Here is a 19,014-nt window from a genome sequence, read left to right as displayed (position 1 = left end):
TTCAGGAAACGGACTTGATGATTTGCGCCGCTTCTTCCTCGTCGTCTTCGTCGATGTTGTAGTCGAGTACCCCGGTACTCATCAGATCTGTCGAAGCGCGCACGACTGACAATTCCGTCTCAATGTCGCGTAAGCGGCAGGTCGAGCGCAGGTTCTCTTCTGCCCGGTCGCTCAACTCGTTGCGCAGTTCGTCCGTCTTTCTGACCGACGCTTTGAGATCGGCCCGCAGCTTGTTGATCTCTGTCAACTGCTCTTTGATAGTTGCTGCGTGTTCTTTCATTTTCGCTTCGCTGGCGCCCAATTCTTTCTTGCTGGATTCCAGTTCTTGCAGCAGTTTTTCCCTGCTGACACCGGTAACACGAAGCTCTGCTTCTATGGAGCGGATGCGGTCATCCCGCGGGTCACGCTTGGACGATGACCAGCGTCGGCTGAGAAAAGCGCCGATTTTTGCCACAAGCCAACCCGCAGCGAACGAACCGCCGGTCAGATAGATCAAATTATGTGCAAGGTCATCGATCACACTGGTCTCAATAAACCACTGGCATCGCCAAAGATTATGCACTTTCTTGCCGCTGAAAAGGACAGAGTTCTCAATCCAGCAACTCCGGATTTTGCCCGGCGTCAGCGAAAGCCCGCTGAAAACCGAAAAATCCAAATAAATTCAATAATTAAAACGAACGACCCAGGTCTAGTACGGCAATGCGGCCCGTGCCCGGTCCGGGAAGTCAGTGAACAGCCCGTCAACCTGCAGTTCCCCGGTGAACCAGCTGACCATGGTCAAAAAATCGCCAAAACAGGGCTCAACAGCGTCGGCGCGGAACGTGTACGGGTGAACTTTCAAACCGGCCGCGTGAGCCCGCTCGACCAGACCACTGGACAATGGCTCGCCGTCTATCAACGGCACGGTGTACAACTGCCGCAGCCATGGCCCTATTCCATCGGCGTATTCAGCGACGTCGCGTAAGCCGGCGACGCTCATTAAATGCGTGTAGTCCGTAGTGGACTCGCCCCATGCATTGTCCGCGACGAGTTGAATCAGCTTCATCCGGCAACCCAGGTCTTCCCGGATACGGCGCAACTCCGCAGCATCGAAACACTGCACGAAAACCGGGTCCTCAGATTTGGTATAGCCGTAGCGTTCGAGGAGCTTCAGTAACAATGACGCGCAATCCACGCCTTCTTCATGGTGCCAGGCGGGATTCTTGACCTCGGGATAAATACCGACTTGCCGACCAGTCGCGCGGTTGAGACCGGCAATCATTTGCAATTCGTCATCGAGGGTCGCTATCTGGAATTGACCACTGTGCGCAGGGAAGCGCTGAGGAAAAACGGGCTCTTGCCCTGCATTGTCTGAGAAGCGCTCCCAAATCGATAAGGTTCGTAACTCAGCCAGATCGAAGTCCCGCACATAGTAGCGGCCGTCATCGCGCGCCCTGCCGGGAAAAAGCTCAGCAACATTGCTGACACGATCGACGTGAATGTCGTGCAGAACAATCAACTCGTCATCGCGACTGACCACGACATCCTGTTCCAGATAATCCGCACCCATGCCGTAAGCCAGCGCCTTGGCGGGCAGAGTATGTTCCGGCAGATAGCCACAGGCACCGCGGTGAGCAATGATAAGAGGCGAACTTTGCCTGTCGGTCATGGACATCCTGCCAGAAGCGGCTGCACGCTTTTTCGCCGCTTGCACGTAGTTAACTTATATTATTGGAAGTATCTATACCCACTTGTTATTTAAGGAAAATCTATCACATCCCAACGGGTTGTATCTTCCAGCCGCGCCTGCCGTTTAATGGCATCCGCGATATCACGCTCGTTCCACTCCAGGTGCTCATGAACCCGGGCGATCAGGGCATCGGCACTGTTCACCACGCCACCGAATGGACGTATCGCGAGTATCGGCTTTTCGTTAGCCTCAGCAACGTCCAGCTGAAACCGCACCAGATCCTCGTTCTCGGAATAATGAGTGGCCAGTATGACGACAGCCTCCGCCTCCTTGATCTGCGCAATAATCTCGTCTCGGACGGCCTCTTGCCCGCCTCCAGCCGGCATGTTTTCTGGCTTGCTGCAGTTTAAGTAGTAGAAGCGATCAACACTTTCCAGAAACTCAAATACGCGCAAATAGTCGGGATCCTCTTCAAACAGATGCGATACGAATATCCGAACTGGATTGCTTTCTGACACTGTGAACTCCCTGCTGTTGCCTGCTGGTCCAAGTGTAGCTAATCCAGACTTAGCAATGCCACAAGCCGCCAGCGGCATCGCAAATTTGCCGGCACTCCTGCGGGTCAATTTCCTTGGCTTCGCCCTTTCAGGTATCGTAATGCGCTTACTGGCCTTTAGAGCACGAGCGCCATCGCAATCCTGCCGATTTCCGTCGTCCAAATCTGATGCGACTCCTTTTGTATAACATTCGCTACGCGGTCGGCGTGGGCGCGAACATGCACATGCCGCTGCCGGGCGCCGGCTATTTGCTGGGCAACCAGACGGTGCTCCCTGATATAACGCGTTTCATCAAGGGCCAGAACCCGGATATCGTTGGACTCATCGAGGTCGATACGGGCTCAATTCGCAGCCGCAAGGTCAATCAGGCAGAAACCATCGCCGCATCGATGGGCATGAGCTCGTCATTTCAGGTCAAGTACGGCGAAAGCTCGATCAATCAATTGCTGCCGATTATCCGCAAGCAAGGCAATGCCCTGCTGGCAGGACCCGGCATACACGGCGAGTCATTTCACTTCTTCGACACCGGGGTAAAACGACTCATTATCGAACTGGAGCTGGAAGAATGCGCCGTGTTTCTCGTGCACTTGTCGCTCAAGTACCGGCACAGGCATTTGCAGCTGCGCCGGCTCTACGACCTGATCTCGGTCACCCGCAAGCCTGTGATTGTCGCGGGCGACTTCAATACCTTCTGGGGCCAGAACGAAATCTACCTGTTCATGAAGGCCGCGGGACTCAAGAGCGCCAACGTGGAAGGCTTGCCGTCCTACCCGAGCCGCGCAGCGCGCAAAGAGCTTGATTTCATCCTCTACCAGGACGGCATCAACGTGACCAATTTCGAAATTCCTCAGGTACGATTCTCCGATCATTTACCCCTGATCTGTGATTTCGACATTGAGTAGCTAAACTGGCTGCCAACCTGGAGGCGAACCCCACTCGGTCGCAGCGCGCAAGCGGGAGACATATGAATACTTCAGAAAACGGTCGTTTAACACACTGGCACAGCGAAACGGACGATAACGGCATCGTTTGGCTATGCCTCGATAAAGCCGATGGCAGCGCCAACGTCCTGTCTGGCGAGGTACTGCAGCAGCTCGCAGAACATCTCGAACCGTTACAGGCAAAGACTCCGACTGGCGTTGTCCTGCATTCAGGCAAGGACAACGGCTTTATCATGGGTGCGGACATCAATGAGTTCACCACCATTGAGAACCCGGAACAGGGCTATGCACTGATTCGGCTCGGCCAGCAGGTGCTCGACAAAGTCGAAGCCCTGCCGTGCCCCACGGTCGCCGCAATTAACGGCTTCGCTCTTGGCGGAGGACTGGAACTCGCCATGGCGTGCGACTACCGCCTCGCGCTCGAACAGCCAAAGCCGATACTGGGGCTGCCAGAAGTGCAGCTGGGAATACACCCCGGCTTCGGCGGCACGGTGCGCGCCGTACAGATCGCGGGCGTCCGGGCAGCCATGCAATTGATGTTGACCGGCAAACCCGTGACGATCAAAAAGGGTCGGGCCATCGGCCTGATCGATGCAACGACGACGGCCGGGGAGTGGCGACAAGCGGCGCGCAAACTGATCGAAGATCGCCCGGCCCTGTCCCGTGCGGGCTGGCTGGACCGGATTCTGAATCTCGGTTTCGCGCGACCGATACTGGCACGCACCCTGCGCAAACAGGTTGCCGCGAAAGCCCGTGCAGATCACTACCCCGCGCCGTACGCCATAATCTCGCTGTGGCAGGAACACGGCGCAGCGGTGCGTACCGGTTACGAAGCCGAAGCCCGCTCGATCGCGAATCTGATGTGCGGCCCAACCTCCCGCAATCTCGTTCGGGTGTTCTTTTTGCAAAACCGACTGAAGGGACAAGGCGGCAAATCCGGTCAGCCAATCAACAAGGTGCACGTCGTGGGTGCCGGCGTTATGGGCGGCGACATCGCTGCCTGGTGTGCATTGCGCGGACTCGACGTGACGTTGCAAGACCGGGCTGAAAAGTACATACAGCCGGCAATGGAGCGCGCGCACAAGCTGTTTGCCAAGAAAACCCGCAGCGATGAACAGCGCGCTGCAGCCGTGCAGCGCTTGCGTGCCGACGTAGAAGGCAATGGCGTTGCAGATGCCGACCTGATCATCGAAGCCATCTACGAAAATCTGGACGCGAAAAAAGAACTGTACGCCGCCCTTGAAGCCAAGATGAAGAGTGGCGCATTGCTTGCCACCAATACCTCCAGCATCCGACTGGAAGAGCTGCGCGTTGATTTGCGTGAGCCGACCCGCTTCATCGGCCTGCACTTCTTCAATCCGGTTGCGCAGTTACCGCTGGTTGAGATTGTGCATTGCGAGGACACGGACGATGACGTAATGGACTCCGGCTTTGCGTTCGTCAAGCGCATCGGCAAGTCCCCTCTCGCCTGTCGCAGCGCGCCGGGGTTTGTGGTCAATCGCCTTTTAACACCGTACATGGGTGAGGCTTTGCACCTTGCCAATGACGGTGTCTCGCTGGTGGACATCGACCAGGCGGCTGAGGACTTCGGCATGCCGATGGGCCCGGTCGAACTGGTCGACAGCGTCGGGATTGACGTGGCCTTGCACGTATCGAAAGTACTCGGCGCCGCATTCGACCGGCCGGTGCCTGAACGCCTCGCCGAGATGGTTGAATCGGGAAATCTGGGTCGCAAGACCGGCCAGGGCTTTTACACCTGGGTTGATGGCAAAGCGCACAAACCGGCCTCGGCAGGAGCAACTGTGCCAGCCGATATTGAAGACCGCTTGATGTTGCCAATGGTCAATGAAGCCGTGGCCTGCCTCAGCGAAGCAGTGGTAAGTGACGCCGACTTGCTGGATGCCGGGGTCATCTTCGGTACCGGCTTTGCGCCGTTTCGTGGCGGCCCGTTAAAGTACGCAGCGGATCGCGGCATAGACAATGTTATCGCGGCGCTCACGGCGCTGGCGGCCAAACACGGCGACCGTTTTCAGCCGCACCCTGGGTGGCAGGATCTGCGCGACAAACTGAATAATGTCGACTGACCCGGGCGTTCCCTCTGGTAAACTGTGCGCCGTTTCACGCTGCGTGCCAACGAGGGTATCAGCAGCTCGTAAATTGAAGGTAGAATAACAACTTACGACATTCGTGTAGCTGTGCCAAAACGCCGCAAGCCAGTGGCAACGTGCAGCGAGTTACTCACGACACAGCTCTGGCATGGACAGGACAAAAAATGACGGCTGAGCGGCTAAGTACCCAACTGCTCAAGAGTTTTTCCCCCCTTGACGGGCTCAAGCGCGACAATCTTGCGGCACTGGCTGGCAAAGTGCAGATCCGCGAGCTGTCGCCGCAGCAGATACTGTTTAAAGAGGGCGATTCCGAAAAGCGCACGGTTTACGTGGTTTCCGGCACTCTGGAACTGCTCGATCATGACGCTGTAACGGAAACTATTGAAGGCGGCACCGAGAGTGCTCGAAACCCGGTATCTCCGAACTACCCGCGTCGTGTTGCGGCGCGTGCTCGCGACCGCGTGCAGTACATCTCGATTGACAGCGACCTGCTCGACGTCATGCTGACCTGGGACCAAACCGGTTCCTACGAAGTTTCCGAACTGCACGGCAGTGACGAAGTTGGCGGCGACGACTGGATGACGATGCTGTTGCAGACCAAAGCATTCCATAAGATTCCGCCGGCCAACATTCAGGCGATCTTCATGCGCATGCAGCAGATCAACTACAAATCCGGCGACGTCGTCCTGAAGCAAGGTGCCGAAGGCGATTACTTCTACGTACTGACTCGGGGCAAGTGCCTGGTAACGCGCGAAACGCCCCTGAACAAAGACGGCATCAAGCTCGCCGAGCTTAACGTCGGCGACACCTTTGGCGAGGAGGCCTTGATTTCCGACGCCAAGCGCAATGCCACCGTCACGATGCAAACTGACGGGTCGGTAATGCGTCTTGGTAAAGATGACTTTAAACGTCTTCTCAATGAGCCAATGCTCGACTGGGTCGACACGGCAGCCGCAGAGAAAATCGTCGCTGAAGGTGGCATGTGGCTCGACGTACGCCTGCCGAGCGAGTTTGAAAATCATCACCAGCCCGGCGCTATCAACATCCCGTTGTATTTCATACGCCTGAAAATCAACACGCTGGACCCGGACAAGCAATATGTCCTGTGTTGTGACACCGGCAGGCGCAGTTCGGCGGGTGCTTACATACTCAGCGAACGAGGCTTTCAGGCCTACGTACTCAAAGGCGGTATTAGCAACAACGGTTCGCGCTGATACCTGCACGTCCTGAGCGCCGCCGCAACGACACAACCCCATGACTTAGCGGGCATGGACTACCTTCAGCATCGCAGGTACTGCGCTGCTCATTCGTATTCCGGGTCACTTGCCGAGTAGCCACCGAGACCGATGGCAATTGGAAAACCTCGTTGCGCCGCACGTTGGCGGCGCGTCCCTCACATGGTGTGGGTCGGCTTGTCACCACCCAGCGCGCCAGCCAGGTAGTTCTCGATTTTCTTTTGCGTGTTGCCCTGATCCTGATCGCTGAATTGCACGCCGATGCCAGCTGTCCGCTTGCCCTGCGCGCCTTTGGGCGTCATCCAGATCACCGTGCCGGCGACCGGAATCTTCTCTTCTTCACCCATCAGATTCAGCAACATGAACACTTCGTCGCCCAGACGGTAAGAGCTGTTGGTCGGAATGAACAGCCCACCGTTGATAACGTAGGGCATGTACGCGAGATACAACGCGCTCTTGTCCTTGATCGTCAGTGTCAGTAAGCCAGGCTTTGTCATTACAGTGTTACCTTGAAACAGTCAGTGGCCATAAGCCGCCATCGCTATCCCGCCCTCGACAGTGTGCAAGGCCCTCGGCCCAGTCGATAAGCAGCCCCTCGAGCGTCAACTGCAGGTTATAAGACCCACTTGGCTGACCACGTAAGCGATTGATTATGTCTAGATAGCAGAACAAATTTCGGCTGTCCATGGACTGCAGCACAGAATCATTAATGAGGTTGGTGCCGCCAAACTGGGTTTGCCCGACGACACGGTAAATGCAGTCCTGAACCTGCCTGCCCAACCAATCGAGTGCCAGGGTCGGACTCTGCTTGCTCCAGCGTTCGGCGACGTCGATGGGCGACACCGCGCGATTGGCAAGCGCCTTTAAGTCCCGACCGAGGGCGGCCGTATCATCCACCTGATCGGCTGCTATGAGCGCAGCGAGTGGCGCTCCGCCAGCTTCTCGCAACGCCTGTGGCCATTGCATGCCGGGTCGGACCCGGTCCAGCCACTCGATACTGACCGCTTCGTCTGGAATCCCTATGGTGATTTTCTGGCAACGACTAAGAATAGTCGCCGGCAGGCGGCTCAGCCGATCAGCTATGAGAATGATGAGGGCATCGCCCGGCGGCTCCTCCAGGGTCTTGAGCAAGCTGTTGGCGGCAGAGGCGGTCATGATGTTTGCCGGCTCCACGATGGCGACTTTGCCCAGACCGTTGTGGCTCGTCAGGTTCAGTTCACCGATCAGCGAACGAACCTGGTCTATGCCGATGGTGTGCTTGTCTTCCGGGCGCGTAAGCCAGTGCAGGTCCGGGTGTACGGGCACCTCGGCGGGATAGCCTGGCAATTCGCTGGCCTTGGCCGGCTGCAGCTTTGTTTGCGCCAGCCATGCGGCCGCCGCCCGTTTGCCCACCCCTGGCGCGCCCAACATCAGAACCGCGTGAGGTGCACGGTCTTGCCGGACCTGAGTCTGCCAGCGTTCGGCGAAACTTGTGAGCCAATTTATTACCATAATTCAATAATTTCTGGTGATTACTTAAACGACTTACTTATCAAAAAAACCGGGCCATTGCCGAGCGGATCTGCTGCTGGACCTCATCCAGATTCCGGCTTGCATCGACAACGGCGAAGCGAGCCGGCTCGGCCTTCGCAATAGCCAGGTAACCATCGCGCACGCGCGTGTAGAAGGCCTCGTGTTCCGATTCAAGCCGATCCGCTTTGCCGCGCTTCTGCGCGCGTTGCATGCCCACCGCAGCCGGCGCATCAAGCAGTACCGTCAGGTCAGGCTGTACATCAGCATGCACCCAACGGGCCAGAGTCTCGATTTTGTCGAGATCGAGCCCGCGACCACAGCCTTGATACGCACGGCTCGCATCGGTGAAACGATCACACAAAACCCAGTGTCCAGCAGCCAATGCCGGCTTGATTGCGTTCTCGATATTGAGCGAACGCGCCGCAAAAAACAGCAGCAATTCCGCGGTATCCGGCAGGCATTCCTCACCGTGCTCCAGCAACAGTCCGCGTATCCGTTCTGCCAGCGGAGTACCGCCGGGCTCGCGGGAGCGAACGACCGTATAACCCCGTTCCTCGATCAGCGCTGCCATGAAATCGATGTTGGTGGACTTGCCCACTCCCTCACCGCCTTCAACCGTTATGAATTTACCTCGCTGCACGCTATTCACCCGACTTTCCGGATCGCAATCGCTTCAGGTATTCCTGCACGGCTGCATCGTGTTGTTCTTTTGTCTCCGAAAAACGGTGACTGCCATCGCCGTTCCCCGTGGCAACAAAGAACAATTCGTTACCATCCGCCGGGTGCAGCGCGGCATGAATAGCATCTCGCCCGGGCAATGCAATCGGGGTAGGCGGCAAGCCGTGGCGGGTGTAGGTGTTGTACTCAGTATCCGTGCGCAAATGGCGGCGGGTCAGGTTGCCGGCGTACTCCTCGCCAACCCCGTAAATCACCGTTGGATCGGTTTGCAGCCGCATGCGGGTTTGCAGCCGACGAACAAATACCCCCGCAATACGCGCCCGCTCATCGGCACGGCCTGTCTCTTTTTCAATGATGGACGCGAGAATCAAGGCTTCGTACGGATTTGATAACGGCAAATCCGGCGCCCGGGCCTGCCATTCTTCCTGCAAAGCGACCTTCATCATGCCGTTCGCCTGGCGCAACAGATCAAGGTCCGTCGAGCCTTTGGCAAAACGGTACGTTTCGGGCAGAAAAAGCCCTTCTGGATGCTCGTAGTCGCTATCCAATTGCTGCAATAGCGCGGGCCAGTCTTCGTAGACCATCGTGCCCTGAATGTCCGGGTGACGGTGCATGGCCTGCAACATTTCCCGGAAGGTCCAGCCCTCAATAACGGTAAATGAGTGCAGTTGCACCTCACCACTCACGAATTTTTGCAGCAACGACACCGGTGTTGTACCCGGTTCGATTCGGTATTCACCCGCATGGATAGCGGTTGCCTGACCGCTCAGCCGGCCGTACCAACGAAAAACCGTGGGATAGGTCAAAATATCGCGTTCAGCCAGCGACTGACTGATACTGCCCAACGAAGCGCCCGGGGCAATCTCGAATTCCAGACCCACATCAGGAACGGCCAACGGCGAGTGCAGGTAACGGTGGATCTGCCACGTTGCCAGCACCAGCGAAACCGAGACGATGGCGGCAATGAGCAGTAGCGTTTTGAATAAGCGCTGCATTTCGACGATCGGACCCTTTCCTTAACGTGACAACATGATGCCAGATTGGCGCAACAACTCCTGCCCCAAATTCAGGCGTCTGGCTGGAAATCGGGTGTCAGGGCGTTATCGCCCGGCAATCACGCGGGCGCGCGAAATACCAGGCTGCCGTTGGTTCCACCGAAGCCGAAAGAGTTACTCACAGCTATGCGAACCTTGCTGTCACGCGCTGTGTGCGGCACGTAATCCAGATCGCAGCCTTCGCCCGGGTTGTCCAGATTAATGGTGGGCGGAATCACCTGATCACGAATGGCCAGGATCGAAAATATTGCTTCTACCGCACCAGCCGCACCCAGCAAATGCCCTGTGCAGGATTTTGTCGAGCTTACCGCCAGCGTTTTGGCAGCGTCACCGAAAGCGCGCTTGATGGCAATCGTTTCACCAACATCGCCGACCGGTGTGGACGTGCCGTGTGCATTCAGATAATCAACATCGGCAGGCTGGATTCCGGCGTCGTTCAATGCCGCCGCCATACACTTGCGAGCGCCTTCGCCATCGGCCGGTGGTGACGTAATGTGAAATGCATCGCCACTCATGCCGAAGCCAATCAATTCAGCGTAAATTCTTGCGCCGCGGGCTTTCGCGGTCTCGTACTCTTCCAGGACCAGACAACCCGCACCGTTACTAAGGGCGAAGCCGTCGCGATCCTGATCAAACGGCCGACTGGCCGCGGCCGGGTCATCATTTCTGGTGGTCATTGCCCGTGCCGCGCAGAACCCGGCCATCGACAGCGGTGTAGTGGCGTACTCGGAACCGCCTGCAAGCATGACGTCGGCATCGCCGTACGCAATAGTCCGCGCCGCAATACCGATGCAATGAGTGGAGGTTGTGCAGGCCGTTACGATAGAAAGATTCGGCCCGGTAATGCCGTACATGATGCTGACATTGCCAGAGGTCATGTTGATGATGCTGCCCGGAATGAAGAACGGCGACACCTTACGCGGCCCGCCTTTCAGCATCTTGCTGTGGTTTTCTTCGATAGTTTCCAGGCCGCCAATACCAGCGCCCATGGCGACGCCGATACGGTGCCCGTTACTTTCGTCGATAGTCAGCCCGGCATCGTTGATGGCGTCCACACTGGCGGCTATACCGTAGTGCATGAACGTATCCATCTTGCGGGCGTCTTTGGGTTTCAGATACGCATCAACATCGAAGCCGGCAACCTGCCCTGCGATCTGAGTACTGAATGCACTCGCATCGAAATTATCGATTTTGCGAATGCCAGACTCGCCTTCGCAGACATTCTGCCAAGCCGTTTCGAGCTGACTGCCGACCGGGGAAACAATGCCCATGCCGGTTACAACAACACGACGTTTATTCAATGTACGTTCCGAAGGACAGAGGCCTGATGCCGGGGAAACAGGGAACTACGGGAACGACTCCTGACTGAGCCGCTCCCGTCAAGGTATCAGGAGTCGCTGCGACGTGCAGTAACGAAGTCGATAGCCTGTTGAACAGTCGTAATTTTCTCAGCTTCTTCGTCAGGAATCTCGGTCTCGAACTCTTCTTCGAGAGCCATAACCAGCTCGACGGTGTCGAGCGAATCAGCGCCGAGATCATCGACAAATGATGCATCGTTGGTAACTTCGTCTTCTTTTACACCCAACTGCTCTGCAACGATGCTTTTAACTTGTTCTTCAATACTGCTCATAGTGACCGCTTCTCCTAAGAAGAGACTTCAATAGACCGCGAACCAACGTCGGCGACCTTAGAGTTCCTTTGGTATGTCATTTTTGCACCCCGCGATAACCGCGGCAGTTAAGGCGCGAGGTCATCTCTGGTGACGTAAGTTCTTGATAATTCAAGCCCCGGCCATGCCGTGGGACGGTATTGTATGTGAAAGACCCATGGCAATCTACAATTGCGACCGGACCGCGGATAATTGCTGTCCGCGCACAGTTGCCAATGCTCGCCGCCCCATGTATAAGCGATTGATTTACCTATTGACTTTAACGGCACGCAGGCCGCAAACAAGTGCAAACCTGGCGCTCAATCCATCAACATTCCGCCGTTAACATGCATCGTCTCGCCGGTGATGTATGCCGCAGCGTCCGAGCACAAGAACACCACCGCATTGGCAATGTCCTCAGCGTCACCGAGACGTCCCAGTGGCACCTGGCCCAGCAATGCAGTGCGCTGCTCGTCCGGCAATACTCGGGTCATATCGGTATCGATAAAACCCGGCGCAACAACGTTGACTGTAATGTTGCGCGAACCCAATTCGCGAGCAAGTGACTTGGAAAAGCCGATGATTCCGGCTTTCGCGGCGGCGTAGTTCGCCTGCCCCGCATTGCCCATAACACCAATTACCGAAGCGATATTAACAATGCGCCCATGGCGCGCTTTCATCATGCCGCGCACCGCGCCGCGGCAAACCCGGTAGACGCCGGATAAATTGGTTGCGAGTACGTCATCCCATTCTTCGGGCTTCATACGCATCAACAAATTGTCGCGGGTGATGCCGGCGTTGTTGACGACGATTGTCGGTGCACCTTCCGTTTTGCCGATGTCAGCCAACAGCGCATCCACGGATTCCGCACTCGCGATATCGAGTACTGCGCCTCGACCACCCTCGCCCAGCGCCGCGCTGATGGATGCCGCGCCCGACTCACTGGTTGCGGTGCCAATAACCGTCGCGCCGCACGCGCGCAGCGTGGCCGCAATGGCCGCACCGATGCCGCGTGACGCGCCAGTCACCAGGGCAACCTGCCCGTCCAGCAAGTTGCTATTGAATGCGCTAGTCATGTGTAACTCCTTTCGTAAATCAATTGCCTGTACCACTCAAGGCCAGTGCTTTTTGCAGGCTGTCGGCATCGTCAACGAAAACACCTGTCACCTCCCTGTCGATGCGTTTCACCAGACCTGCAAGCACCTTGCCCGGACCGCATTCAATCGCCAATGACACGCCGTTCGCAGACATGTGCCGTATCGTGTCAGACCAGCGTACCGGCGAATACAATTGCCGGCGCAAGCCTTCCCGTATTTGTTGCACGTCGGTGTAAGGCTCGACATCGACGTTGCTCAGTACCGACACGGCCGGCGCCGACAATGCAACGGCATTGAGCATTGGCTCAAGAGCATCGGCAGCGGGCTGCATCAACGCGGAATGCGACGGCACACTGACCCGCAACAGCAACGCACGTTTCGCACCGGCAGCTTTTGCCCCGTCAACCGCGCGCTCAACCGCTGATTTTTCACCAGCGATAACAACTTGCCCTGGAGAATTGAAGTTGACCGCACTAACGACCTGGTCATTCGCGGCCGCGCTGCAAACCTCGACAACAGCAGAGTCATCCAGTCCAAGAATTGCCGCCATAGCACCGCTGCCTTCGGGAACTGCCTGCTGCATGAATTCTGCGCGCTTGGCCACGAGGGCGAGCGCATCGGCAAACGTCAATGCACCGGCCGCAACCAGGGCGGTGTACTCGCCCAGGCTGTGACCAGCCATCCACGCCGGCATCCCGCCGCCTGCTTTCTGCCAGCAACGCCAGGCTGCAATACCCGCGGTCAACATGGCCGGTTGCGTGACCACAGTGCGGTCAAGGTCCTCCGCGGAACCGTCCTGCACCAGCGCCCACAGGTCGTAGCCCAGCACCTCGCTGGCTTCCGCGTAGGTCTGGACGACCTCTGTGAATGATTCAGACAGCGCCTTCTGCATGCCTGGCGACTGTGACCCCTGACCGGGAAATACCACTGCAAACGTCAACTCTCTCTCCTTCGCAAATCAATGCGCGCGCATTATATAGACGGTGACTGCATGACCCTAATTTTGGCCGCAGCGACGGCGAGCAAGCCGCCTGCTGCGCCGTACAGGTGGGCATTCACCACAACGTCGCCGCCTGCTGACGCAACCGAACCGGGCAACGGCCCTGCGGCCTGCTCGTAGATCAGCTTCGCAAACAACAACCCGCCCAACAGCCAGATTTCGCCACTGGCACGTCGCCATTGCGCAATAAGTCCGGCCAATAACATACCGTGGAGCACGCCGGAAAAGCCGACGTACCAAACCAGCTGGGTATCGAGCCACCAGAACCCCACATCGATGGTCGCGATAATAATCGCAGCGGCCAGAAGCCATTCTCGCCCGTTCAGGCGATCGCCCACCAAGAGCCAGATCAACAGCAAGGCAACCATGTTCATCAACAGATGGGTCCAGCCCAGGTGCACGAAATGGCCGCTCACCAGTCGCCAATACTCACCTTCAACGATCGGCATACGCTCGTAGCGCAGCACTACCCGGGCCACGTCCCCACCGGTCTCCGCCAGCACGGCTGCCAGGGCAATCAGCGCTGGCAGCCACCATTGACGGAGCCACGTGACAACGGGATAGGCGTTCACCGCTTTCCTATCTTCGAACATGATTTAACCCCATGTTTGATATACTCGCGTTTAATCAGACAAGTCGACAATTCATCACTTCGCAATCTAAATTGCGGGTATCCCGGAGTAAGCGCTGTGACACAGAACATATCCCGCTGCCAGCAACGTCGCGGCCAGCAAGGTTTCACCCTGATCGAAATCATGGTCGTGGTCATTATTCTCGGTATTCTGACAGCTATTGTCGCACCCAATGTCATTGGCAGGGTCGGCGACGCCCAGATTGCCGCTGCCAAACAAGATCTGCGCGGCATAGAAAACGCGTTGAAATTCTACCGGCTCGATAACTTCAGTTACCCATCGACTGAACAGGGACTGGACGCGCTGGTAACTAGGCCCAACGACCCAAACGTCAAGAACTGGAAAGCAGGTGGATACCTCGAACGGTTGCCGAAAGACCCTTGGGGCAATCCTTATCAGTACCTGAGTCCCGGCAACAATGGCGAGTTCGATATCTACACGCTCGGCCGCGACGGTCGACCGGGTGGCGAAGGTGAAGATGCCGACTTTGGCAACTGGGATCTCAATTAGGCCAACTGCCGTGCCGGCCAAAGCGCTGCTCGCCAGTCCCGCCAGCCGTTACCGCGGCTTTACGCTTATTGAAGTACTGGTCGTTGTTGTCATTGTCGGCATTATCAGTGCTGTCGTATTGATGTCGACAACACTGGTACGTGACGACCGGGATTTGCAGCAGGAGGCCAATCGCCTGTCGTCCCTGATTGCGCTGGCTTCGGATGATGCGCTGTTTCAGGGGCGGGATCTTGGTCTCGAATTCATGAGCACCGGTTATCGCTTCGTCGAGTACGACCCGTACATCGGGCAATGGAATGAGATTGTCGGTGATGACCTGCTCATACCGCGATCATTGCCCGAATCATTGCACCTCGAACTGGCCATCGAAGACCGCCGTGTACAGTTGAACGAACAACCTGCCGCGACGAATAACGACCAAACCGACCGTATCAATAATCGCGAACCCAGTTATGCGCCGCACGCACTGGTGCTGTCGAGCGGCGAACTCAGTCCCTTCCACTTGCGAATAATGCGGGACAGCGACCGCCGCGAGTTTAGCGTCACGGTGACGCCAGAAGGCAGCGTCGAAGTAGCGGACGACATTGACGATGAACGTTAGGCCACGCCAGCGGGGCTTCACTCTGATCGAAGTGATGGTCGCACTCGCAATCGTCGCTTTGTCCTTAACCACCGTCAGCGCTGCGATCAGTCAGATGGCCGACGCTGCTATTACCGTCCAGCAAAGAACCTATGCAAGCTGGATTGCCCAAAACAAAATTGCCGAGATGCGGCTCGCGAACGTAGTTCCCGAGGTATCTGAAACCGAAGGTGACATCGTCTACGCCGGGCGCGAATGGCTGTGGACCGCGACTGTTTCCGAAACGGGTGTTGAAAACCTGTTCCGGGTTGATGTCGCTGTCTCATTGGCCGAAAGCGCCGAGCAAATCAGGACTGTAACCGGTTTTGTCGGCGAGCCTGTCCAACCAGGCCTGGCGAATGCCGCATGGAACAGCGTGGGGCTTTCGGCTGATCCAGATGGCGATGCCGACGAAAGCGGCGACAGGCAATGAGCCGCGCAGCTCGCTCAAGCGGCTTCACATTGATTGAAGTTCTTGTGGCAATGGCGATATTTGCGTTGATGTCTGCACTTGCTTACGGGGCATTGAGCCGCACCATCGCCAGCTCGGAAATACTGGGCGACCGGATGACCCGACTGCAATCCATTCAACGAACAATCCGGCAACTGGACCAGGACTTCACGCAGCTTGCCCCTCGCCCGATACGCAAGGACCTTGCCGATTCGTACAGCCCTGCGCTGGAAGCTGACGGACTCAGTGGTCTGGCCCTGGAACTGACGCGTGCGGGATGGAGCAACCCGAATGCATTGCGGCGTGGCACCCTGCAACGTGTCGCTTACGTCGTTGAAGCGGAAGAACTGCGTCGTTATTACTGGCACGTACTTGACCGGACCTACAGCAATGAACCTGTCATCGTGACGCTGCTCGACGGTATCGACAGCATGGCAGTGCGATACCTGATGGCCAACGGCGAATGGTCCGATCAATGGCCGCCGCAAACTCAGGGGTCAGCACCGGACCTGCGGCAGCGTCCGCGTGCGGTGGAAGTGGTGCTTGATCTGATCAACGAAGGTGAAATCAGCCGCTTGATCGAGGTGGCACCGTGACTGGCGGCAGCGCACGCATTCGACACCAACGCGGCGTCGCGCTTATCACAGCAATGCTGATCGTGGCACTTGCCGGCATCATCGCCGCCAATTTGGCCTGGGATAACGCCCTGGACGTTCGCCGAACGATGGCATTGCTGGCACGGGATCAAGCCGTGCAGGTTGCGCTCGGTGCGGAAAGTTGGGTCAGCAACATTCTGCGGCAGGACCTGGAAGACACGGAAACCGATCATCTCGGCGAGATCTGGGCCAGCGAATTGCCCGGCTTGCCGATTGACGATGGGGAGGTGTTCGGTGCTATCGAAGACCTGCAGGGACGCTTCAATATCAATAACCTGATTGCGTCGAACGGTGCGGTCGACGAACTGGCGCTGGAGCAATTCCGACGCCTGCTGCAATCATTGTCACTCGACCCGCGTTTCGCGGGAATTGCGCTGGATTGGCTGGACGCCGACCTGGACGCGTCCTTTCCCGACGGCGCTGAAGACCCTATATACAGCAGCATCGTGCCACCCTACCGAACGGCCAACCAGTTGCTGACCAGCACGTCGGAACTGGCCGCACTGGAGGGCATGGACAAGGCAACACTCGACACCCTGTTACCGCACGTATCGGCATTGCCCGGAAAAACCACCATCAATGCAAATACCGCCACACCGGCGGTGCTACAGTCGCTCGGTGAAAACATTTCCGTTTCGGATGTCGAGCGGCTGATCTCGGAACGGGAGGCGGCGGGCTTTACTGACGTGGAAGATTCATTTCGGTCGATCATCACGCCGGAAATGCTGCCCGCGATCGGGGACTCCAGCCGCTATTTTCAATTGAAGGTGGTAGTCCGGGTTGGTACCGTGCGTGTCACTATGTACAGCCTGCTATTGCGCACGGCTCGTGGTGATGTAGCCCCCATCTCGCGCAGCTTTGGAACAACCTAGGAGTTCTGCATACCGTCATGGCTGAGTTTTTGGTAATCCGGCTAAAGGCCGACCCGGAGCAACCCGCGGACTGGATAGCCGTCGACTCTGACGGCAGCCGTCTGGGACCGCCAGTCACCGGCTCGCTGTCGGAAGCACGGGTTGATGTGCGCGACCGCCGGGTGCTGGTGCTGGTCCCCGGCACTGACGTATTGACGACGACCGCGTCCATTCCCGTCAAGGGCAACCGACTGCAGGCCGCTTTGCCATACGCGCTGGAAGAAACACTCGCGGATGATGTCGACACTCTGCACTTTGCGGCTGGCGATCGACTGGACAACGGACAAGTACCTGTAGCGGCCGTCAATCGCGAACGTCTCGACGATTGGCTCGAGCGGCTCCGCGTCGCGGGTATCGCGCCTGCAAAAATGATCGCGGAACAGTACGGACTCGCCCGCATACCGGGCACTGTCAGCCTGTTACTTGACGACGACCAGATACTCCTGAATGACGGCGACGAGACCGTCAGCCTCCTGCAAGACATGACGCCGGGCGATGCGCTGGTCGCCATTGGTGCGCTGAACGAAAGTGACACGCCGGCGCCGGCCGACGGTGAGGAAACAACGGCAGCTCGCGCGCATGTTCTCATTTATTGCGAAGCAGCTGACGATGAACGCTTCAAACACGACTGGATAGCCCTGCGACACGAGCTGGAAAGCCTGGACGTGAAGCTGCTCCCCGACGGCGCCCTGCCACGCCTTGCCGCAACGGTCGCAACCGGGGTTGGCGTAAACCTGCTGCAAGGCAGCTACGGGCCTAAAAGCGAGTACGGCGGGATGCTCGCCCCCTGGCGTTACGCGGCCGTGTTGTTGCTTGGTCTTCTTGTCCTTGGCAGTGTCGCAAAAGGTGTTAATTACCTCGCATTGCAGCGTGAAGAGACCGCGTTGAGCAATCAGTTTCTCGCTGAGTACCAGCAAATTGTGCCTGGGGCCCAGAATGTTGATGACCCGGTTCGGCTGGTCTCCAGCCTGCGTGCCCGGGCCGGCGGCAGCAACGGCACTCCTCCGGTTCTATTGCAGGCGTTGGAACAATTGAGCAAAGCCGTGCGCAGTGACGTTGATGCCGATATCGAGGCCGTCAGTTTTCGCGGCGGTGTTGCCGACATTCGTATCAACGCGGCCAGCGTTTCCGTTCTAGACAGCATTCGCCAGCGAATTGACCAGGAAGGTCGTTTTCAGGCACGAATCCAATCGACAGACCAGGTTGGGGAACGCGTCAACAGTCGTATCCAAATACAGGCAGTAACACCATGAAAGCCTGGTTTGACTCGCTGGAACCCAGAGAACGGATCATGGTGGCTACCGCTGCTGTGTTTATCGTGTTTGCGATTTACTGGTTTGCCTTTTGGCAACCGCTCGACCGCGGCGAAAAGGACCTTACGAGCCGCATCGCCAACTGGCAAAGCTCTTTACAGGAACTCCGGCCGTTGCGCGGCCGACTATTACCGGGCGCCAGTAATGCCAACGTCAATGCAGGGCAAAACAAGTCATTGGTGGTCATTGTCGACGATACTTTGCGCAGCCGCGATCTGTACTCTGCACTGCAGCGCAGCCAACCAACCAACAACAGCGGCATTCGGGTCGAGTTTGAAAACGTCGCGTTTGACGACCTTGTACTGTGGCTGGGAGACCTTGGCGCGCAGTACGGACTGCACGTGCAGGCGGCGAGTTTTTCACAGAATAACAACAGCAACCCCGGGCGAATAAACGCCTCTCTGACTCTGGAACGCCCCTAA

At 57.4% G+C, this 19,014-nt stretch carries 22 protein-coding genes; 10 read left to right on the top strand and 12 right to left on the bottom strand.

Features of this window, described 5'->3' with window-relative positions; translation table 11 throughout:
* Position 1 precedes the first annotated feature (1 nt).
* From AC0L8N_RS17645 to AC0L8N_RS17635, 3 genes are all read right to left on the bottom strand, one after another.
* Entirely contained in the window at positions 2 to 562 is a 561-nt protein-coding gene (locus AC0L8N_RS17645; protein ID WP_473669547.1) for a hypothetical protein, read from the bottom strand.
* A gap of 126 nt (positions 563 to 688) precedes the next feature.
* Entirely contained in the window at positions 689 to 1,693 is a 1,005-nt protein-coding gene (glpQ, locus tag AC0L8N_RS17640) for a glycerophosphodiester phosphodiesterase (RefSeq protein ID WP_473669545.1), read from the bottom strand.
* Between the two features lie 44 nt (positions 1,694 to 1,737).
* The gene (locus AC0L8N_RS17635; RefSeq protein WP_473669543.1) at positions 1,738 to 2,187 is read right to left on the bottom strand and encodes a TIR domain-containing protein; all 450 of its coding nucleotides are present in this window, start codon (positions 2,185 to 2,187) and stop codon (positions 1,738 to 1,740) included.
* A gap of 206 nt (positions 2,188 to 2,393) precedes the next feature.
* On the opposite strand from AC0L8N_RS17635, the gene AC0L8N_RS17630 reads away from it, so the two are divergent.
* From AC0L8N_RS17630 to AC0L8N_RS17620, 3 genes are all read left to right on the top strand, one after another.
* Positions 2,394 to 3,128 carry an endonuclease/exonuclease/phosphatase family protein gene (locus tag AC0L8N_RS17630; RefSeq protein WP_473669541.1) on the top strand — a complete coding sequence of 245 codons (735 nt, stop codon included), beginning with the start codon at positions 2,394 to 2,396 and terminating at the stop codon, positions 3,126 to 3,128.
* A gap of 62 nt (positions 3,129 to 3,190) precedes the next feature.
* Positions 3,191 to 5,251, top strand: a complete 2,061-nt coding sequence (locus tag AC0L8N_RS17625) for a 3-hydroxyacyl-CoA dehydrogenase NAD-binding domain-containing protein (protein ID WP_473669539.1) — start codon at positions 3,191 to 3,193, stop codon at positions 5,249 to 5,251.
* A 188-nt stretch (positions 5,252 to 5,439) separates the two neighbouring features.
* Positions 5,440 to 6,489, top strand: a complete 1,050-nt coding sequence (locus AC0L8N_RS17620) for a cyclic nucleotide-binding domain-containing protein (protein ID WP_473669537.1) — start codon at positions 5,440 to 5,442, stop codon at positions 6,487 to 6,489.
* Positions 6,490 to 6,668: 179 nt separating this feature from the next.
* Here AC0L8N_RS17620 and AC0L8N_RS17615 read toward each other — a convergent pair whose 3' ends face one another.
* The 9 genes from AC0L8N_RS17615 to rrtA all read right to left on the bottom strand — a co-directional run bounded on the left by AC0L8N_RS17615 (position 6,669) and on the right by rrtA (position 14,093).
* Positions 6,669 to 7,007 carry a PilZ domain-containing protein gene (locus tag AC0L8N_RS17615; protein WP_068615701.1) on the bottom strand — a complete coding sequence of 113 codons (339 nt, stop codon included), beginning with the start codon at positions 7,005 to 7,007 and terminating at the stop codon, positions 6,669 to 6,671.
* Positions 7,008 to 7,014: 7 nt separating this feature from the next.
* A complete protein-coding gene (locus AC0L8N_RS17610) occupies positions 7,015 to 8,001 on the bottom strand; it encodes a hypothetical protein (protein ID WP_473669535.1) in 987 nt (328 codons plus the stop codon).
* A gap of 40 nt (positions 8,002 to 8,041) precedes the next feature.
* Entirely contained in the window at positions 8,042 to 8,662 is a 621-nt protein-coding gene (tmk, locus tag AC0L8N_RS17605; protein ID WP_473669533.1) for a dTMP kinase, read from the bottom strand.
* Between the two features lies 1 nt (position 8,663).
* Positions 8,664 to 9,695 (bottom strand): endolytic transglycosylase MltG, encoded by a 1,032-nt coding sequence (mltG, locus tag AC0L8N_RS17600; protein WP_473669531.1) that lies wholly within the window; start codon positions 9,693 to 9,695, stop codon positions 8,664 to 8,666.
* A gap of 119 nt (positions 9,696 to 9,814) precedes the next feature.
* Positions 9,815 to 11,056 (bottom strand): beta-ketoacyl-ACP synthase II, encoded by a 1,242-nt coding sequence (gene fabF / locus AC0L8N_RS17595; RefSeq protein ID WP_473669529.1) that lies wholly within the window; start codon positions 11,054 to 11,056, stop codon positions 9,815 to 9,817.
* An 86-nt stretch (positions 11,057 to 11,142) separates the two neighbouring features.
* Complete coding sequence (acpP, locus tag AC0L8N_RS17590) at positions 11,143 to 11,385, bottom strand: acyl carrier protein (protein ID WP_068615708.1); 243 nt, start codon at positions 11,383 to 11,385, stop codon at positions 11,143 to 11,145.
* Between the two features lie 338 nt (positions 11,386 to 11,723).
* Positions 11,724 to 12,479 (bottom strand): 3-oxoacyl-ACP reductase FabG, encoded by a 756-nt coding sequence (gene fabG / locus AC0L8N_RS17585; RefSeq protein ID WP_473669527.1) that lies wholly within the window; start codon positions 12,477 to 12,479, stop codon positions 11,724 to 11,726.
* A 19-nt stretch (positions 12,480 to 12,498) separates the two neighbouring features.
* A complete protein-coding gene (fabD, locus tag AC0L8N_RS17580) occupies positions 12,499 to 13,440 on the bottom strand; it encodes an ACP S-malonyltransferase (RefSeq protein WP_473669525.1) in 942 nt (313 codons plus the stop codon).
* Positions 13,441 to 13,472: 32 nt separating this feature from the next.
* Positions 13,473 to 14,093, bottom strand: a complete 621-nt coding sequence (rrtA, locus tag AC0L8N_RS17575) for a rhombosortase (RefSeq protein ID WP_473669523.1) — start codon at positions 14,091 to 14,093, stop codon at positions 13,473 to 13,475.
* A 96-nt stretch (positions 14,094 to 14,189) separates the two neighbouring features.
* Here rrtA and gspG point away from each other — a divergent pair, with 96 nt between their 5' ends.
* From gspG to gspM, 7 genes are read left to right on the top strand one after another with little or no spacing between them, the layout of a single operon-like run.
* Positions 14,190 to 14,642 carry a type II secretion system major pseudopilin GspG gene (gspG, locus tag AC0L8N_RS17570; RefSeq protein WP_473669521.1) on the top strand — a complete coding sequence of 151 codons (453 nt, stop codon included), beginning with the start codon at positions 14,190 to 14,192 and terminating at the stop codon, positions 14,640 to 14,642.
* Between the two features lie 10 nt (positions 14,643 to 14,652).
* A complete protein-coding gene (gene gspH, locus AC0L8N_RS17565) occupies positions 14,653 to 15,243 on the top strand; it encodes a type II secretion system minor pseudopilin GspH (RefSeq protein ID WP_473669519.1) in 591 nt (196 codons plus the stop codon).
* Positions 15,233 to 15,694, top strand: a complete 462-nt coding sequence (gspI, locus tag AC0L8N_RS17560) for a type II secretion system minor pseudopilin GspI (RefSeq protein ID WP_473669517.1) — start codon at positions 15,233 to 15,235, stop codon at positions 15,692 to 15,694. Before gspH ends, gspI begins: the two co-directional genes overlap by 11 nt.
* Positions 15,691 to 16,308, top strand: a complete 618-nt coding sequence (gene gspJ, locus AC0L8N_RS17555) for a type II secretion system minor pseudopilin GspJ (RefSeq protein ID WP_473669515.1) — start codon at positions 15,691 to 15,693, stop codon at positions 16,306 to 16,308. The genes gspI and gspJ overlap by 4 nt, the downstream gene beginning before the upstream one ends.
* Positions 16,305 to 17,240, top strand: coding sequence for a type II secretion system minor pseudopilin GspK (gspK, locus tag AC0L8N_RS17550; RefSeq protein WP_473669513.1), 936 nt, complete (start codon positions 16,305 to 16,307; stop codon positions 17,238 to 17,240). The genes gspJ and gspK overlap by 4 nt, the downstream gene beginning before the upstream one ends.
* A gap of 17 nt (positions 17,241 to 17,257) precedes the next feature.
* Positions 17,258 to 18,532: a type II secretion system protein GspL gene (gene gspL / locus AC0L8N_RS17545; protein WP_473669511.1), complete on the top strand. Its 1,275-nt coding sequence runs from the start codon at positions 17,258 to 17,260 to the stop codon at positions 18,530 to 18,532.
* On the top strand, positions 18,529 to 19,014 hold the full coding sequence (gene gspM / locus AC0L8N_RS17540; protein ID WP_473669509.1) for a type II secretion system protein GspM: 486 nt from the start codon (positions 18,529 to 18,531) through the stop codon (positions 19,012 to 19,014). The genes gspL and gspM overlap by 4 nt, the downstream gene beginning before the upstream one ends.

Source organism: Woeseia sp. D3-10 (assembly GCF_055809415.1).
The sequence above is the reverse complement of the archived record's forward strand: the minus strand, read 5'-3'. Positions and strand labels throughout refer to the sequence as shown.

Bases quoted from the DNA above. Each gene is read 5' to 3' on its own strand.
- rrtA (WP_473669523.1), bottom strand. From the start codon at position 14,093: ATGTTCGAAGATAGGAAAGCGGTGAACGCCTATCCCGTTGTCACGTGG.
- AC0L8N_RS17615 (WP_068615701.1), bottom strand. From the start codon at position 7,007: ATGACAAAGCCTGGCTTACTGACACTGACGATCAAGGACAAGAGCGCG.
- AC0L8N_RS17610 (WP_473669535.1), bottom strand. From the start codon at position 8,001: ATGGTAATAAATTGGCTCACAAGTTTCGCCGAACGCTGGCAGACTCAG.
- gspM (WP_473669509.1), top strand. From the start codon at position 18,529: ATGAAAGCCTGGTTTGACTCGCTGGAACCCAGAGAACGGATCATGGTG.
- fabG (WP_473669527.1), bottom strand. From the start codon at position 12,479: ATGACTAGCGCATTCAATAGCAACTTGCTGGACGGGCAGGTTGCCCTG.
- AC0L8N_RS17625 (WP_473669539.1), top strand. From the start codon at position 3,191: ATGAATACTTCAGAAAACGGTCGTTTAACACACTGGCACAGCGAAACG.
- gspL (WP_473669511.1), top strand. From the start codon at position 17,258: ATGGCTGAGTTTTTGGTAATCCGGCTAAAGGCCGACCCGGAGCAACCC.
- mltG (WP_473669531.1), bottom strand. From the start codon at position 9,695: ATGCAGCGCTTATTCAAAACGCTACTGCTCATTGCCGCCATCGTCTCG.
- acpP (WP_068615708.1), bottom strand. From the start codon at position 11,385: ATGAGCAGTATTGAAGAACAAGTTAAAAGCATCGTTGCAGAGCAGTTG.
- gspI (WP_473669517.1), top strand. From the start codon at position 15,233: ATGAACGTTAGGCCACGCCAGCGGGGCTTCACTCTGATCGAAGTGATG.
- AC0L8N_RS17620 (WP_473669537.1), top strand. From the start codon at position 5,440: ATGACGGCTGAGCGGCTAAGTACCCAACTGCTCAAGAGTTTTTCCCCC.
- AC0L8N_RS17630 (WP_473669541.1), top strand. From the start codon at position 2,394: ATGCGACTCCTTTTGTATAACATTCGCTACGCGGTCGGCGTGGGCGCG.
- gspJ (WP_473669515.1), top strand. From the start codon at position 15,691: ATGAGCCGCGCAGCTCGCTCAAGCGGCTTCACATTGATTGAAGTTCTT.